Origin of the sequence: Nocardia blacklockiae (genome assembly GCF_015477355.1) — a bacterium.
GTDB lineage: Bacteria > Actinomycetota > Actinomycetes > Mycobacteriales > Mycobacteriaceae > Nocardia > Nocardia blacklockiae.
In genome coordinates, this window is sequence record NZ_JADLRJ010000005.1 from 318507 (window position 1) to 333944 (window position 15438).

Sequence of the window (15438 nt, forward strand, 5' to 3'; positions counted from 1 at the left end):
CTGCCGATCACCCGGCGCGCCAAGGGTTTGTGAGCAATCAGATCGCGACGTCGAACAGGTTGGGCTGCCCGGCGGCGTAGCGGTCGGCGTCCTGGCGGCGCAGCGGCTCCAGTTCCGCGGCGCGGTACAGCGTGAACATCCGGCAGCGTTCGGCGTCGGAGCCCGCCACGTCCAGCAGCGCGTTGACCGCCGCGCGCGCCGCCTCGCACGCGCCCTCCATCGTCGCCAGGTCCACGTTGGTGCGCACGTAATCGCCTGCGAGGAAAAGGTTTTCCAGCGCGCCGTGCGGTTCCGGCCGGGCCGCCCAGGAGCCGGCGGTGTTGATCAGCAGCGGGTCGGCGTTGGTGTTGCGCCGCCGGGCGTCGTCCCAGGCGATGCCCGGATCCAGGAACCAGGAGTGCAGGTCCTCGTCGCGCAGGTCGTCGACGTCCCGCAGGTGCGCGCGCAGCTGCGCCCACACCTCGCGGGCGATCTCGTCGTGGGTGCATTCCTTGGCGGGCTTGCCGAACAGCACGCCCGGGGTGTTCCAGTCGGAGACGTCCACCGACAGGCAGTCCTGCACGGTCCCGTCGCCGCGATCGGAAAACCTTGTGCGCGACCAGAATTGGTTCTGCGCGATCGAGGTGAGCGACCACGGCGAATCGACGTAGGCGACGTGGCCGCGCGCGATCCGCGTCGGGCGCCGCAGGTACAGCTGGATGCCGGCCATCCAGTCCACCACCAACCGGTCCAGCGCCGCCAATTCCGGTCGCACGGCGAGGATTTCGGGTGTCCACAGCGAGCGCGCCACCTCGACCGGGACCGCCAGCACGAAGTGGTCCGCGGTCACGGTGGCGGCCGCGCCGGAGCCATCGACGGTGCGGGCGGCCGCGATCCGGCCGTCACGCACGTCGAGTCCGCGCAGTTCCGCGGTCTCGAAGCGCACGCCCAGCTCGCGCAGCCGGCGCACCCACGGGTCGATCCAGGCCTCGTTGGTCGGTCCGTCGAGCACCCGGTCCAGCGGTCCGTCGTTGCCGATCTCGCGCGGGTTGCCGAGGAACTGCTCGCCCATGGTGCCGATGGTGCGGGTGCTGGCCTGCTCGTCCTTCGCCGCCACCAGCAGCGTGGTGAGGGTGCGCGAGAGCAGCGCGCGGAACTCGCGGGAGCGCGCGGCGGCGCCGACGAAGTCGCGCCAGGGCAGGCGCTCCCACTGCCCGAGCCGCCGTGCGTCGCAACTGGTGTTGAACACCAGCAGGCGGTTGGCGAAGTAGAGGGCGTCGGTCGTCGGCATCCTCGCCGAGGTGGCGATCACCGAGCCGACGGTCTGGCGGAAGTCGTCGGGCGTGGCCCAGCCGCGCGCGCCGCCGCTGCGCATGGGGACGATGGTGTCGTCGCTGCCCTGCCGGGAGAAGCGCGCCTCGGCCGCCGGGACCAGGTTGTCCCACACGCCGTTGGCGTTGCCGGGGAACGGGATTCGCCGCATGGTGTCCGGAATGTGGTGGTAGAAGCCGGGAAAGAAGCGGAACCCGTGCTCGCCGGGCAGGTCCGGGCGGCCGTCGCGGCCCGAGCCCGCGACCGGGATGCTGCGGGCCTTGCCGCCCAGCGCGCGCCGCTCGTGCACGGTCACCTCGAAGCCGCGCTCGGCCAGCTCGTGCGCCGCGGTCAGCCCGGCCACGCCGCCGCCGAACACCGCGACCCGGCGGCCCGGGTCCGCGGTCGCCCGCGTCGGCCGCAGTGCCGCCGCACCCGCCGTCATCACCGCCGTCACAACCCCGGCCGCTCCGCGAAGCATCGTTCTCCGCGAAACGGTCCCCTGCCGTTCTGCCATCTACCGGACCTCCACGCCGCGGCTACTGTAAGCGCTCGCCGTCGGCGGAGGCGAAATTCGTCGCGAACGGAAGCGTTGCCGGTTACTTGCTGAGCACGGGTTCGGCCGTGACGGGGTCCACCCGCTCGGTGCGCGGTCCGGGGCGACGACCGCGCGCGGAGGTTGCGGCGGCCGCGCCGGCGATCACGACCACCGCACCCATCAGTGCCGGTGCGGTCGGTCGTTCGCCCAGGAAGGCCCACGACGCGCCGATCCCCACGATCGGAACCAGCAGCGTCAGCGGGGCGACCGCGCCCGCGGGGTAGCGGCCCATCAGATAGGTCCACAGGCCCGAACCCACCACGGTCGCCAGCACCGCCGTGTAAGCGAGTGCGACCAGCGCGGGCCACCCGCTCGCGGAGAACGACTCCGCCACCGAGCGCAGCCCGGCGGCCGGGCCCTCGACGACGGCCGACAGCGCGAACATCGGCACGGGCGGTATCACCGCCATCCACAACGCCAGGTGCAGCGGGTCCACCTGTGCGCCGCCGGCCGCGGCCAGCCGCGAACCGATATTGCCGAACGCCCAACCCAATCCGGCCGCCAAAGTCAGCAGCACCGGCAGCAGAGTGGCGTGCTGCGCGCGGTCCCAGCCGATCACCGCCATCCCCAGCACCGCGACGGCCAGTCCGGTGAGCTGCACCGGCCGCAGCCGTTCGCCCAGGAACAGCGCACCGAGCACCACCGTGAACGGAGCCGAGGACTGCAGGACCAGCGAGGCCAGCCCGGTCGGCATGCCCGCGCGCATGGCGGTGAACAGGAACGCGAACTGCGCGATGCCGAATCCGGCGCCGTACAGCAGCAGCCACCGCAGCGGCACCCGCGGACGCGGGATCAGGAAGACCACGGGGACCGCCAGCACCGCGAAGCGCAACGCGGCGAAGAAGAACGGCGGAAAGTGCTCGAGGCCCACATGCAGGGCGAGGAAGTTCAGCCCCCACAGCACGACGACGGCCAGGCCGAGCAGGCGATCACGGTAGTTCACGAGGCTAATGATGAGGTCCGCAAATAATAAGGACAAACGAATAATACTGCATTATTGATGTAGTAGAACTGAAGTATGTCGGATGGCGGTAGCGGCTCGTTCATGGGAATCGAACGGCTGCGGATCCTGCGCGAGCTGGCCGATCGCGGGACCGTGGCGGAGGTGTCGCGGGCGTTGTCGATGACGCCGTCGGCGGTCTCGCAGCAGTTGAAGGTGCTGACGCGGGAGGCCGGGGTGGCGCTGCTCGAACCCGACGGGCGGCGGGTGCGGCTGACCGCCGCGGGCCGGGCGCTGGTGGTGCGCGCCGATGACGTGCTGGCCGCCATGGACCGGGCGGTCGCGGAGATGGCGCTGTACCGGCGGTCGCCGCGCGGACAGGTGCGCGTGGCGCTGTTCCCGTCCGGCGCCGCGCTGCTGCTGCCGAAGGTGCTGGCGGCGCTGGCCGACAGCGGCGTCGAGGTGGTCGCCCGCGACGAGGACGTGCCGCCGACCGAGGTGCCGCGGCTGCTCGCCGACTACGACGTCGTGCTCACCCACCGCGACGAACGCGCGCCCTCGCTCGCCGGGCCGCGGGTCGAGGCCGAGGTGCTGATGCGCGAACCGATCGATGTGGTGGTGCCGCCCGGGCATCGGCTCGCCGGGCAGGGGGCGGTGGTGCCCGCCGAACTGGCCGAGGAGACCTGGTTCAGTGTGCGCGGCGGCTTCCCGGTCGACGACGTGCTGCGCTCGATCGCCACGATCACCGGCGTGCAGCCGCGAATCGCCCAGCGGCTCAACGACTTCATGGTCATCGAAGAGCTGGTGGCCGCCGGCTACGGGGTGGCGCTCATCCCGCGCTTCTCGGTCCGCCACCCGGAACTGGGCGTGCTGCGCCTGGCCGGCGTCCGCGCCGCCCGCCTCTACGAGGTGGTCACCCGCCCGCACGCCGAAGACCGCCCGGCGATAGCCGCCGTCCTCACCGCCTTCCGTTCCGCCGCCGCCCTCGTCACCTCCCCCGACGGCCCCCGCCACTGACGCCCCCACGTCACGCCCTACCACTGACGCCCCTCACGTCATCCCGGCATGTTTTCGGCCGGGATCTCCCGCTTACCTGAATGGATCCCGGCCAGAAGCGTGCCGGGATGACGTGGGGAGATGGCGAGGCGGCCCCCGACGTATCGGGGGCCGCCTCGAAATGCGTTGCGGGAACGGCCTACTGGCCCTGGTACCGGTCGTAGCTCGGGTAGGGGTCCTGGCCGGGGTACTGGGTCTGCGCGCCCGGGTATCCGGGCTGGGGGCCGGAGTACTGGGTGTGCGGGCCGGGGAACGGGGGCTGCGGGACGTGGTAGCCGAAATCGTCGGCGACCATCGCGGCCAGTTCCAGCAGGGCGGTGCGGGTCGGCTTGCCGACCAGCTCCAGGTCGATCTCCGCGCCCTCGGCCAGGTGGTCGTCGAACGGGACCACCTGGACCGCGCGGGTGCGGTCGAGGAACAGCTTGCGGAGCTGGTCCAGATCCACCGTGGAGGCGCCGCGGCGCGAGGCGTTGACCACCACCACGGTGCGCTCCACCAGCTTGCGGTAGCCGTGGTGCTCCAGCCAGTCCAGCGTGGCCGAGGCGCTGCGGGCGCCGTCGATGGCCGGCGAGGTCACCAGGATCAGCGAGCTGGCCAGGTCGAGCACGCCCTTCATGGCCGAGTGCATCAGGCCGGTGCCGCAGTCGGTCAGGATGATGTTGTAGAACTGCTGCAGGATGTTGATGGCGCGCCGGTAGTCGGCCTCGCTGAACGCCTCCGACACCGCCGGATCCTGTTCGCTGGCAAGCACTTCCAGCCGGCTCGGCGCCTGCGAGGTGTGCGCCCGCACATCCGAGTAGCGGCTGATGTGCTGGTCTTCCAGCAGGTTGCGGACCGTGGAGCGAGTCTGCCGCGGCACCCGGTGCGCGAGGGTGCCGAGGTCGGGGTTGGCGTCGATGGCGATCACCCGGTCGCCGCGCGAGGACGCGAACGTCGAGCCCAGACCGACCGTGGTGGTGGTCTTTCCGACGCCGCCCTTGAGCGACAGGATGGCGATCCGGTAGTCGCCGCGCACCGGCTGGTTCACCCGCTCGACGAGTTCGCGGTGCACCACGTCGGCCGGCGACTCACCGGGATTGATGGTGCCGCCGGTGACCTTGTGCACGGCCTTGCGCCAGCCGCTGCGCGGCGAGCGGCGGGCCCGCTTGAGCAGATTCAGCTCGTTCATCGACTGGCCGGGCGGGCCCGGCAGCTGCGGCGGCTGCTGGTAGCCCCCGGGCTGATGCTGCTGCACCGACGGCGGCGGGCCGCCCTGCCAGTTGTCCCGGATGGGCTGCTGCTGATACGACGGCTGCGGGGGCGCGGCCTGCGGGGGCAACGGCGGCGGGGCCCAGCTGAACTGCTCGCCGCCCCCCTGCGGTTCCGGCGACGGCTGCGGCGCGGGCGGCTGGTCCTCGTCGAAGACCCGGCGCACCATGCCGTCGGCGCCGATCTCCTGGCGCACCTCGCCGTACGGCGTCTCCTGGCGCACCTCGCCGTAGGACGGCGGGAAGGCGTTCTGCTCGCCCGGCGCGGACGAGAACTTCTCCGTCGCCTCGGCGGACGGGAACTGCCCTGTGGCAGGCGGGAATTGGCCTTGTTCGCCCGGCGGCGGGAAGTAGCCCTGCTCGCCGTGCGGCGGGAACTGGCCCTGCTCACCCGGGGGAGCGAACTGGCCCTGCTCCGGCGGCGGGAACTGGTTGAACCCACCCGGCTGCGGAAAGTGGCCCTGCTCACCGAAATTACCCGGCGGCGGGAACTGTCCCTGCTCGCCGAAACCGCCGGGCGGCGGGAATCGGCCCGGCTCACCGGGCGGGGCGAACTGCCCGGGCTCACCGGGCGGCGGGAATTGGCCCTGCTCACCGGGCGGCGCGAACGGCCCGCCGTGCTCCGGCGGCGGGAAACCACCGGACGGAAAACCTTGGTTCGGCGGATACGGGCTGCCCGGCGCGAACGGTCCGGGCTCGCCGCCGGGCTGCGGCGGCGAGAACGGCCCGAACTGCTCCTGGCCGAATTGCGGTGCGAAAGTGGTCTGCTCGATCGAGTCGGGCACCGGCGGGAAGATGCCCGCCGCCTGCTCGGGCTCGCTCGCGGCATCGGACTCGGCGGGCTCCGCGTCGGCAACGGGCGGTGCGTCGCCCTCGGCGCGGGCCGTGGCGTCGTCCGCCTGTTCGTCGTCGTGCGCCGGCTTCGAGTTCGGGTCGTCCTTCTCGGCGGCTACGTCCACGCCGTGGTTCTGCAACCAGGGTGGTGAGGTCGAGTTGTCGTCAGGTGTCACGTTTCCCCCATCTGCTCGGGCTTTTCGAGCAGAGAGCTCGGCGCTGAATGCACTCCCAAGCTAGCACGCTGGTCGGATGCTCGTGCCGTCGCGGACCTGCCCGTACTCCCGTCAGCGATAAGTTATCCACATGTGGAAAACTTCCCGGATTCGGGGTCGGTAACCCTCGTCCCGGACGGCGGTGAAAGGCCTTGGGCGCGCCCGTCTTCCGCACCGCCCCGGCGAGCGCGGGGCGGTGCGAACGGGCTCAGCGGCCGCGGTGTGCCCGGTTGACGGCCGAGACGACCGCGCGCAGCGAGGCGGTGGTGATGGACGTCGCGATGCCCACGCCCCACGACACCTGGTCGCCGACAGCGCATTCCACGTAGGCCGCCGCCTGCGCGTCGTCGCCGGCGGACATGGCGTGCTCGGAGTAGTCCAGCACCCGCACGTCGTAGCCGATGGTCGCCAGCGCGTCGACGAACGCCGCGAGCGGGCCGTTGCCCTCGCCGGAGATCTCCTGCTCGACGCCGTCCACCTTGACCACCGCGTCGATGTGGTCGGTCCCGCCGTCGGTCTCGGCCGCGGACACCTTCTGCCGCATGCGCTCCAGCGGCAGGATCGGGGTCAGGTACTCCTCGGCGAAGACGTCCCACATGGCCTTCGGCGAGACCTCGCCGCCCTCGCCGTCGGTGATCTTCTGGATCGCCTGGGAGAACTCGATCTGCAGCCGGCGCGGCAGGGCCAGGCCGTGGTCGGTCTTCATGATGTAGGCGACGCCGCCCTTGCCGGACTGCGAGTTCACCCGGATCACGGCCTCGTAGGTGCGGCCGACGTCCTTCGGGTCGATGGGCAGGTACGGGACCTCCCAGGTGAGGTCGTCGACGTCCGAGTCGGCGGCGTCGGCGGCCACCTTCATCGCGTCCAGGCCCTTGTTGATGGCGTCCTGGTGGCTGCCGGAGAAGGCGGTGTAGACCAGATCGCCGCCGTAGGGGTGGCGCTCGTGCACGGGCAGCTGGTTGCAGTATTCGACGGTGCGGCGGATCTCGTCGATGTCGGAGAAGTCGATCTGCGGGTCCACGCCGCGGGAGAACAGGTTCATCCCCAGCGTGACCAGGCACACGTTGCCGGTGCGCTCGCCGTTGCCGAACAGGCAGCCCTCGATGCGGTCCGCCCCGGCCAGATAGCCCAGCTCGGCGGCGGCCACCGCGGTGCCGCGGTCGTTGTGCGGATGCAGCGACAGCACGATCGAGTCGCGGCGGGCCAGGTTGCGGCTCATCCACTCGATCGAGTCGGCGTAGACGTTCGGGGTCGCCATCTCGACCGTCGCGGGCAGGTTGATGATCATCGGCTTGTCGGGGGTCGGCGCGATGATCTCCGAGACCGCGTCGCACACCTCGCGCGCGTAGTCCAGTTCGGTGCCGGTGTAGGACTCCGGGCTGTATTCGTAGCGCCAGTTGGTGTCGGGGTAGCGCTGCTCGATCTGCAGGCACAGCCGCGCGGCGTCGGTGGCGATCTTCTTCACCGCGTCGCGGTCGGCCCGGAAGACGACCCGGCGCTGCAGGATCGAGGTCGAGTTGTAGAAGTGGACGATCACGTTCGGCGCGCCCTGGCAGGCCAGGAAGGTGCGCTCGATCAGCTCCGGGCGGCACTGCGTCAACACCTGGATGGTGACGTCGTCCGGGACCGCGCCGTCCTCGATGATCTCGCGCACGAAGTCGAAATCGGTCTGGCTGGCCGACGGGAAGCCGACCTCGATCTCCTTGTAGCCCATCCGCACCAGCAGGTCGAACATGCGGCGCTTGCGGGCCGGGCTCATCGGGTCGATCAGCGCCTGGTTGCCGTCGCGCAAATCCACGGCACACCAGGCCGGGGCGCGGTCGACCACCTGGTCCGGCCAGGTGCGGTCGGGCAGTGTGACGGGTTCGACCTCCTCGGCGAACGGCCGGTACCGGAACGTCGGCATCGAGGAGTTCTTCTGCTTGTTCCACGCGGGCTGGTCGGCGGGCGCGGGCTTGGACGGCGCGGTGATGGTGCGCGATCCGGATACGAAGGCGTCAGCGGGTGACATGCGATTCTCCGTGAGTGTGGGTTTGGTGTGTCCCAAATGGCTTGGGTCGACCGGCACAGCTGAACCCCGCGACGGGAGCCGGTCCGTATCAGACCCCGTCGCGGCGGCCGAGGAGGAGTGCCCGCTGCATGATGCCCGCGAGTTTACAGGTGCGTGATCTGGCGGCGAAAGCGCGGCCCGGAAAACGCCGGATTCGTCCTACCTATAGCGTCGGCGGCGCAGCCACTCGTCCGCGCTCCGCGGGACGTCGATAGGGAAACCGGTTATGACTCTGCTCGAACTGCTGGCAATTTTCACCGCGGGCATCGCGGCGGGTTGCATCAACACCATCGTCGGCTCGGGCACCCTCATCACCTTCCCGGTCCTGCTGGCCCTCGGCTATCCCCCGGTCACCGCCAACGTCTCGAACACCATCGGCCTCGTCCCCGGCGGACTGAGCGGCGTGCTCGGCTACCGCCGCGAACTCACCGGCCAGCGCGATCGTCTGCTGCGCTTGGGCGCGGCGTCACTGCTCGGCGGGGCGATCGGTGCGGTTCTGCTGCTGCGCCTGCCCGCCGCGGCGTTCAAAGCGATTGTCCCCGTACTGATCATCGCGGCCCTGGTCCTGGTGGTCGTGCAGCCGCGCCTGGCCCGCTGGGTCCGGCAGCGCCGGGCGGCCGACGGGGCGACCCCCGAGCACGGCGGGCTGCTGCTCTGGCTGGCGGTGCTCGCCAGCGGCGTCTACGGCGGCTACTTCGGCGCGGCGCAGGGCGTCCTGCTGATCGGCCTGCTCGGCGTCTTCGTGCACGACGAGTTGCAGCGCCTGAACGCGGTGAAGAACTTCCTGGCGCTGCTGGTGAACGCGCTGTCGGCGCTGATCTTCGTCTGCGTCGCCGAGGTGGCGTGGCAGGTGGTCGCGCTGATCGCGGTCGGTTCGATCATCGGCGGCCAGCTGGGCGCGACGGTCGGCCGCCGGATGCCGCCGACCGTGCTGCGCGGCGTGATCGTGGTGGTCGGCATCGTCGCCGTCGTCCGCCTGCTGACCACCTGACGCCTACAGCACCCCGGTTTCCAGGAAGCCGGCCAGCCGCGCGCGGTACGGGGTGATGTCGATGCCCTGGTCGGCGAGCCAGTCGGCGGAGTAGTACTTGTCGATGTAGCGGTCGCCGGGGTCGCAGAGCAGCCCGACGACGCTGCCTTCGCGCCCGGCCTGCGCCATCTCGGACATGATGTGGAACGCCGCCCACAGACCCGTGCCGGTGGAGGCGCCGGCCTTGCGCCCGATCAGTTCCTCGAGCACCTGGATCGCCGCGATGGCGGCGGCGTCGGGGACGCGCATCATCCGGTCGATGGCGGTGCCGACGAAGCTGGGCTCCACGCGCTGGCGCCCGATGCCCTCGATGCGCGAGCAGATCTCCGTGGTCGCGGCGGGATCGTCGTCGCGCCAGCCGGGGAAGAACGCGGAGTTGTCCGGGTCGGCGACGCACAGCCCGGTGGCGCGGCCGGTGTAGCGGATGTAACGGGCGATCGTCGCGGAGGTGCCGCCGGTGCCCGCGGTGGCGACCACCCAGGCCGGATCGGGATGCCGCTCCTCGGCGAGTTGGTCGAAGATCGACTCGGCGATGTTGTTGTTGCCGCGCCAGTCGGTGGCCCGCTCGGCGAAGGTGAACTGGTCCATGTAGTGGCCGCCGGTCTCGTTCGCCAGCCGCGCCGCGACGTCGTAGACCTCGGTCGCGTTGTCGACGAAATGACAACGGCCACCGTGGAATTCGATCAGTCGCACTTTCTCGCGGCTGGTTCCGCGCGCCATCACCGCGATGAACGGCACGCCGATCAGCCGCGCGAAGTAGGCCTCGGAGACCGCCGTCGACCCGCTGGACGCCTCGATCACCGGCCGCTCGGGCCGGATCCAGCCGCTGCACAGCGCGTGCAGGAACAGCGAGCGGGCCAGCCGGTGTTTGAGCGAACCGGTCGGATGCGTCGACTCGTCCTTCAGATACAGGTCCACACCCGGCAGGACCGGCACCGGCACCCGCAGCAGATGGGTGTCCGACGAGCGGCGCATGTCGGCGCGCACCTTGGCGATCGCCTCGGTCAGCCAGCGGCGGTGGCCGGGGTCGTAGCGGTTGATGTCGAGCACGGCCGGCTCCGTGCCCGCGGGTGTCGCGGCGGCTGTCATGCGCACTCCTCGCCCTAGAGCCCGTTGAGGTAGAACTCGATATTTCCACAGGGGCGGCGTCCGATTGCGGAGGGGTTGCTCCACTCCCCGGAACGACACGCGGCCCGGAGGTTTCGAGGGGGCGCCGCCAGCGTGGTAAGACCGTAGTGCGGACGGTCTCACAGGAGGTCTTCATGCACGCACGGCTCTGTCTATCTTGCGACGCGACGCTCGATCACTGTCACGGCACGCTCATCGTGCATACCGACCGATCGGTGGAATGCACGGAACCCGGCTGCCACGACACCGACCATTCCCGGCACACCTTCGTCGTCGACTGCTTCGACGTGGCCGGCGGCTGCGGGTGCGCCCTGACGGAGACCGGCACCGGGCCACGTAGCCTGGCCGGGTGAGTTACGACCACGTACTGCTGCCCTCCGGCGTCGCCACCACACCCGACGAGGTCGACGCCTACCTGACGGCGCAGCGCGGTCTGCCCGAGGCGGCGGCCGTGGCCGAGATCGCGGCCGCGCTGAACGAGCGCAACGCCGCCCTGCCCGAGCCGGACGGCTTCCTCACCGAGCCACCCGCCGGTGGCGCGGAAACCGGTGCGGCACTGTACGTTTCGAGTCCCTACGACGCGATCGGTCACCTGCGCGGCCTGCTGTTCGAACTCGCGACGCCGCGGTCGTACGCCGTCTACGATCCCCAGCTGACCTGGCTGCTCGACCCCGCGGGCCACATCCCCGTTACCGTCACGCACGGCGGCGCGGGCGAATTCCCCTATCTCACCGAGCCGTTGATCCACGAGTGGATCCCCAACCTCACCGACCCCAACCCCTACCTGATCGTCGAGCGCGAGCCGCAGCGCTACATCCAGACCTTCCGCGACAGCACCGGCGGCTACACCCTCGAATACCGCGACGGCTCGCCCGACCGCCACTTCGGCACCCGAGTGCCCGACTCCCGGCACGTCGCCGACCTGATCTGGGACTGGGCCACCGGCGACCGCACCCGCCTCGACACCCTGGACTGGCAGCCGGTCGAGCTCTGACTACTGGTTCTCGGCGGCCAGCCGACCGGCGAGGGCGAGAAACGACACCCCGAACACCCGACGCAGCCAAGTAGTGACGGCGGGCCGATCTATCACGTGCGTCCGCACCGCGGCCGCGCCCGCACCGTAGGCGGCGAACACCACGAACGTGCACAGCATGAACACCCCGCTGAGGGTCAGCATGCGCGGCAGCGCGCGGGTCTCGTCCGAGCTCACGAACTGCGGCAGGAACGCGAAGAAGAAGATCGTCAGCTTGGGATTGAGCAGGTTCAGCAGCACCGCCGACACGATCACGCGCCACGGGGCGGGCGGCGGGCCCGGCCGCTGCTCCTCGACCACGAGGGTGCCCTTGTCGCGGAAGGTGTTCCACGCCATGTACAGCAGATAGGCGACGCCCAGGGACTTCAGCGTCTGGAAGGCGATCGCGCTGGTGTTCAGCAGGGCGGCGAGCCCGGTGATCGCGGCGACCAGGTGCGGAACGATGCCGAGCGTGCACCCGAACGCGGCCACCACGCTGGCGCGGGCGCCCCGGCTCAGGCCCGCGGCGAGGGTGTACAGCGCGCCCGTACCGGGCGTCGCGACGATGACCAGGGTGGTCAGCAGGAACTCCGGGCTCACCCGCGCGACTGTAATCGGGTGTGCTGCCGCGGCACAGCCCGATTCTCCGAAGCCCCCGGCCGCCTACAGTGCGCGGCGGCCGGAGAGCGCGCGGCCGAGGGTCAGCTCGTCGGCGAATTCCAGGTCGCCGCCCATGGGCAGGCCGGAGGCCAGGCGGGTGACCGACAGGCCCGGGAAGTCGCGCAGCATGCGGACCAGGTAGGTGGCCGTCGCCTCGCCCTCGGTGTTCGGGTCGGTCGCGATGATCACCTCGGTGACGTCGACGCCGTCGTCCTGATTGCCGATGCGCCCCAGCAGCTCTCGGATGCGCAGCTGGTCGGGGCCGATGCCGGACAAGGGATCCAGCGCGCCGCCGAGCACGTGGTAGCGGCCGCGGAACTCCCGGGTGCGCTCGATGGCCTGCACGTCCTTGGGCTCCTCGACCACGCAGATCAGGGTGCGGTCGCGGCGCGGGTCGGCGCAGATGCGGCACAGTTCGCCGTCGGACACGGTGCCGCACACCGCGCAGAACCGGACGCCGTCGCGCACCTTCTGCAGAGCGCCCTGCAACCGGTCGATTTCCGGCGGCTCGACCGACAGCAGGTGGAACGCGATGCGCTGGGCGCTCTTGGGACCGACGCCGGGCAGCTTGCCCAGCTCGTCGATCAGATCCTGAACCGGACCCTCGTACAACGCGGGTGCCCCGCGCTCAGAACGGCAGGCCGGGCATCGAACCCCCGCCGCCCAGTCCGCCCGCCAGGGGACCCAGCTTCTCGGCGGCGAGCTGCTGCGCGTTGGCCGTCGCCGCGTTGATCGCGCCCACCACCAGATCCTGCAGCGTGTCGACGTCCTCGGGGTCGACCACCTTGGGATCGATCGTCAGCGACTGGATCTCGCCGGTCGCCTTCACGGTGACCTTCACCAGGCCGCCGCCGGCCTCGCCCTCGACCTCGGCCTCCGCCAGTTCGGCCTGGGCGGCCATCACCGCCTGCTGCATCTGCTGAGCCTGCGCAAGCAATGCCTGCATGTCGACCTGTCCACCGGGCTCCACGGGTTGTCCTCTCTGCGGGAAGTGGTTGCCCTCCAGCGTAGTCACGATTGGGTCTACCCCCCTATCGACCCGTCGTCGGCGAACTACGATCGGTGGGTGGGGTCAGGGTCACAGGTGGAGGCGGGTTATGCGGGTAGGCCGTGAACCATTTCGACTATCTCTCACGCGGGCGATCGCGCCGGCCTGCCTGGCGGCGCTGCTCGCCGTGGCGCCGGTCGTGACGATGGCGCCCGCCGCGCACGCAGACACCGATTACGGCGGCGGTTGCGTGCTCTATCCCGAGAATCCACAGGCGACCATCGTGGCGCTGCGCGACATCTGCGATCCGCAGCAGCAGGACCAGATCTTCCTCGACGCGGCCCGGGGCAACGTTCCCATCGGCGTGACCAACGGCTGGGTGGCGCGTCCGCCGGTGGTGGAGGCCGCGGCGCCGCCGCTGTGGAGCGGCAAGATCTTCTACACCGGCCCGGACGGTGGAACGCTGACCAATCGCATCTTCGGCGGCGGCACCGAGGGCTTCCCGGCCAACGTCTACAGCGCGCCGTCGATCCTCGACGGCCAACCGGTCTGGGCGCTGGACTACGCCCCGTCCATCACCCCGCAGATCTGGGACGAGATCCGGGAGGTCACCCCGGGCGTCTGGTTCGGCTATTCGTGGTGGCGCGGGCACTTCCAGACGACACCGCTGCTGACCTTCGTACTGACCAATTGACTCTCCCCCCGCTGGAGGGTGTTCGCTGGGGCGCATGACAGCGACAGTCTCCATCGGGGAATTCGCCCGGCTGACGTACCTCAGCGTGAAGACGCTGCGGTACTACGACGAGATCGATCTGCTGGCGCCCGCGACCAGGGACCCGGCGTCGGGGTACCGCCGCTATTCGACCGATCAGGTCGACCGGGCGCACCTCATCCGCCGCCTGCGCGACCTGAACATGCCGCTGCCCGACATCCGGGCCGTGCTGTCCGCCCCCGACCGCGCCGCGCGCGACGCCGCCCTGCGCGCCCACCTGGAACGCATGGAAGCCGAACTGGCCCGCACCCGCGACGTGGTGGCCTCGCTGCGCGCTCTGCTGCTGCCGGGACGGCCGATCGAGGTCGAATATCGTTCCGTGCCCGCGTTCCTCGCGCTGACGTTCGCCGAACACGTTGCCCGGGAAGACATCTCGGACTGGTGCGAGATCACCTTCGGCCGCTTGTACGCCGCGCTGGCCGCGGCGGGCGTGCCGCCGGCCGGCCCGGGCGGAGCCACCTACTCCACCGAATTCTTCGAGGACGACAAGGGCGAGGTGGTCGCGTTCGTACCCGTCACCGCCGCCGACGGCGACCGGCTCGCGACCGCGAAAGACGTTGCGGTGCGGGAACTCCCGGCCCGCCGCTTCGCCGTCGCCGTGCACGCCGGGCCGTTCACCGATTTCGACCGCACCTACGGCGCGCTGGGCAGCCACGTCGCCGAGCACGACACCGCGCTCGCCGAGCCGATCCGCGAGGTGTACGTCGCCGGCCCGCCCGACGTCGCGGACCCCACCGAGTTCCGCACCGAAGTCTGCTGGCCCGTCGGCCGGCTGTGAAGAAAGGGATACCGATGCCACCCAGGCTCGCCAATATCGCCGTGGACTGCACGGACGCCGCCGCCCTCGCGCGGTTCTACGCCGACCTGCTCGAGCAGCCGCTCGACCCGGACGCCAACGAGAACTTCGCGACGGTCGGCCGCGAGACCATGACGCCGACGCTGATGTTCCTGCGGGTGCCGGACAAGAATCCGGGCAAGAACGTCGTGCATCTCGATCTGGTCGCGGCCGACCGGCGCGACCAGATCGAGCGGGCGATCGCCTTGGGCGCCAAGCACATCGCCGACTACGACGAGTACGGCATCAGCTGGTCCACCCTCGCCGACCCCGAAGGCAACCTCTTCGACATCGCCGCGGGCTGACCCCGGCTAGGACAGTTCGCCCTTCAGCTTCTCCAGCACCTCGGCCTGAATCTTCTTCAGGCCCAGGGGCGCGAAGATGCCCTCGAAGAATCCGGCGACGCCGCCGGCGCCCTTCCAGCTGGTCCGGACGGTGACCAGGGAGCCGGTGCCGGACGGCGTCACCGTCCAGGTCGTCACCAGCGTGGAGTTCGAATCCCGCTCGGTCACCATGGAATCGGAGACCGACACCACCGCGTGCACGTTGCGCGACCGCTTCTCGGTGGCCTGCAGCGTCCACTCGGCGACCGTGCCGGCGCCCTTGCCGCCCTCGAGCACCTTGTAGTCCCGGTAGTGCGACGAGAGGATGCGGGGGCGGACCGTCTCGTAGTCCGCGATCGCCTCGAGCGCGCGTTGCGAATCTGCCGGAACGACGATCGAACTGGAGGCGCTGACCTGTCCCACTGTGAGCTCCTTGTTTGAGTCGGCGGTGTGCACGATG

At 70.6% G+C, this 15438-nt stretch carries 16 protein-coding genes; 7 read left to right on the plus strand and 9 right to left on the minus strand.

Annotated features, from left to right (window positions below; genetic code table 11):
• Window positions 1–37 precede the first annotated feature (37 nt).
• Complete coding sequence (locus IU476_RS17755; RefSeq protein WP_228823817.1) at window positions 38–1771, minus strand: hydroxysqualene dehydroxylase; 1734 nt, start codon at window positions 1769–1771, stop codon at window positions 38–40.
• Window positions 1772–1889: 118 nt separating this feature from the next.
• Window positions 1890–2831 (minus strand): EamA family transporter, encoded by a 942-nt coding sequence (locus IU476_RS17760; protein WP_195101482.1) that lies wholly within the window; start codon window positions 2829–2831, stop codon window positions 1890–1892.
• 102 nt (window positions 2832–2933) lie between these two features.
• Between IU476_RS17760 and IU476_RS17765 the strand changes: the two genes are divergently transcribed.
• Window positions 2934–3845, plus strand: a complete 912-nt coding sequence (locus tag IU476_RS17765) for a LysR family transcriptional regulator (protein WP_195101484.1) — start codon at window positions 2934–2936, stop codon at window positions 3843–3845.
• Between the two features lie 178 nt (window positions 3846–4023).
• On the opposite strand, the gene IU476_RS17770 is transcribed toward IU476_RS17765, so the two are convergent.
• Both IU476_RS17770 and leuA read right to left on the minus strand, forming a co-directional pair.
• Window positions 4024–6141, minus strand: a complete 2118-nt coding sequence (locus IU476_RS17770) for a nucleotide-binding protein (RefSeq protein ID WP_195101486.1) — start codon at window positions 6139–6141, stop codon at window positions 4024–4026.
• A gap of 247 nt (window positions 6142–6388) precedes the next feature.
• Window positions 6389–8191: a 2-isopropylmalate synthase gene (gene leuA, locus IU476_RS17775; RefSeq protein ID WP_195101488.1), complete on the minus strand. Its 1803-nt coding sequence runs from the start codon at window positions 8189–8191 to the stop codon at window positions 6389–6391.
• Window positions 8192–8456: 265 nt separating this feature from the next.
• Here leuA and IU476_RS17780 point away from each other — a divergent pair, with 265 nt between their 5' ends.
• Window positions 8457–9221: a sulfite exporter TauE/SafE family protein gene (locus tag IU476_RS17780; protein ID WP_195101490.1), complete on the plus strand. Its 765-nt coding sequence runs from the start codon at window positions 8457–8459 to the stop codon at window positions 9219–9221.
• Window positions 9222–9224: 3 nt separating this feature from the next.
• On the opposite strand, the gene IU476_RS17785 is transcribed toward IU476_RS17780, so the two are convergent.
• Entirely contained in the window at window positions 9225–10349 is a 1125-nt protein-coding gene (locus IU476_RS17785; RefSeq protein ID WP_195101492.1) for a PLP-dependent cysteine synthase family protein, read from the minus strand.
• A gap of 173 nt (window positions 10350–10522) precedes the next feature.
• Between IU476_RS17785 and IU476_RS17790 the strand changes: the two genes are divergently transcribed.
• Together IU476_RS17790 and IU476_RS17795 are read left to right on the plus strand one after the other, a co-directional pair.
• A complete protein-coding gene (locus IU476_RS17790; RefSeq protein WP_195101494.1) occupies window positions 10523–10741 on the plus strand; it encodes a hypothetical protein in 219 nt (72 codons plus the stop codon).
• Entirely contained in the window at window positions 10738–11382 is a 645-nt protein-coding gene (locus IU476_RS17795; protein ID WP_195101496.1) for a hypothetical protein, read from the plus strand. Before IU476_RS17790 ends, IU476_RS17795 begins: the two co-directional genes overlap by 4 nt.
• Here IU476_RS17795 and IU476_RS17800 read toward each other — a convergent pair whose 3' ends face one another.
• The 3 genes from IU476_RS17800 to IU476_RS17810 all read right to left on the minus strand — a co-directional run bounded on the left by IU476_RS17800 (window position 11383) and on the right by IU476_RS17810 (window position 13030).
• Window positions 11383–12000, minus strand: a complete 618-nt coding sequence (locus tag IU476_RS17800) for a LysE family translocator (RefSeq protein ID WP_195101497.1) — start codon at window positions 11998–12000, stop codon at window positions 11383–11385.
• A gap of 63 nt (window positions 12001–12063) precedes the next feature.
• A complete protein-coding gene (gene recR, locus IU476_RS17805) occupies window positions 12064–12672 on the minus strand; it encodes a recombination mediator RecR (protein ID WP_195101498.1) in 609 nt (202 codons plus the stop codon).
• Between the two features lie 16 nt (window positions 12673–12688).
• The gene (locus IU476_RS17810) at window positions 12689–13030 is read right to left on the minus strand and encodes a YbaB/EbfC family nucleoid-associated protein (protein ID WP_195102027.1); all 342 of its coding nucleotides are present in this window, start codon (window positions 13028–13030) and stop codon (window positions 12689–12691) included.
• A gap of 127 nt (window positions 13031–13157) precedes the next feature.
• Between IU476_RS17810 and IU476_RS17815 the strand changes: the two genes are divergently transcribed.
• The 3 genes from IU476_RS17815 to IU476_RS17825 are packed head-to-tail and all read left to right on the plus strand — an operon-like array spanning window position 13158 to window position 14960.
• Entirely contained in the window at window positions 13158–13742 is a 585-nt protein-coding gene (locus tag IU476_RS17815) for a hypothetical protein (RefSeq protein ID WP_195101499.1), read from the plus strand.
• Window positions 13743–13776: 34 nt separating this feature from the next.
• On the plus strand, window positions 13777–14598 hold the full coding sequence (locus tag IU476_RS17820) for a MerR family transcriptional regulator (protein WP_195101500.1): 822 nt from the start codon (window positions 13777–13779) through the stop codon (window positions 14596–14598).
• A 14-nt stretch (window positions 14599–14612) separates the two neighbouring features.
• Entirely contained in the window at window positions 14613–14960 is a 348-nt protein-coding gene (locus IU476_RS17825; protein ID WP_195101503.1) for a VOC family protein, read from the plus strand.
• 6 nt (window positions 14961–14966) lie between these two features.
• Here the strand turns inward: IU476_RS17825 and IU476_RS17830 are convergent, their stop codons facing one another.
• Entirely contained in the window at window positions 14967–15401 is a 435-nt protein-coding gene (locus IU476_RS17830) for an SRPBCC family protein (protein ID WP_195101505.1), read from the minus strand.
• Window positions 15402–15438: the final 37 nt, after the last annotated feature.

Excerpts from the sequence above, each read along its gene's own strand:
- IU476_RS17815 (WP_195101499.1), top strand. The coding sequence starts at position 13,158 with ATGCGGGTAGGCCGTGAACCATTTCGACTATCTCTCACGCGGGCGATC.
- IU476_RS17755 (WP_228823817.1), bottom strand. The coding sequence starts at position 1,771 with ATGCTTCGCGGAGCGGCCGGGGTTGTGACGGCGGTGATGACGGCGGGT.
- IU476_RS17765 (WP_195101484.1), top strand. The coding sequence starts at position 2,934 with ATGGGAATCGAACGGCTGCGGATCCTGCGCGAGCTGGCCGATCGCGGG.
- IU476_RS17790 (WP_195101494.1), top strand. The coding sequence starts at position 10,523 with ATGCACGCACGGCTCTGTCTATCTTGCGACGCGACGCTCGATCACTGT.
- IU476_RS17780 (WP_195101490.1), top strand. The coding sequence starts at position 8,457 with ATGACTCTGCTCGAACTGCTGGCAATTTTCACCGCGGGCATCGCGGCG.
- IU476_RS17785 (WP_195101492.1), bottom strand. The coding sequence starts at position 10,349 with ATGACAGCCGCCGCGACACCCGCGGGCACGGAGCCGGCCGTGCTCGAC.
- IU476_RS17825 (WP_195101503.1), top strand. The coding sequence starts at position 14,613 with ATGCCACCCAGGCTCGCCAATATCGCCGTGGACTGCACGGACGCCGCC.
- leuA (WP_195101488.1), bottom strand. The coding sequence starts at position 8,191 with ATGTCACCCGCTGACGCCTTCGTATCCGGATCGCGCACCATCACCGCG.
- IU476_RS17820 (WP_195101500.1), top strand. The coding sequence starts at position 13,777 with ATGACAGCGACAGTCTCCATCGGGGAATTCGCCCGGCTGACGTACCTC.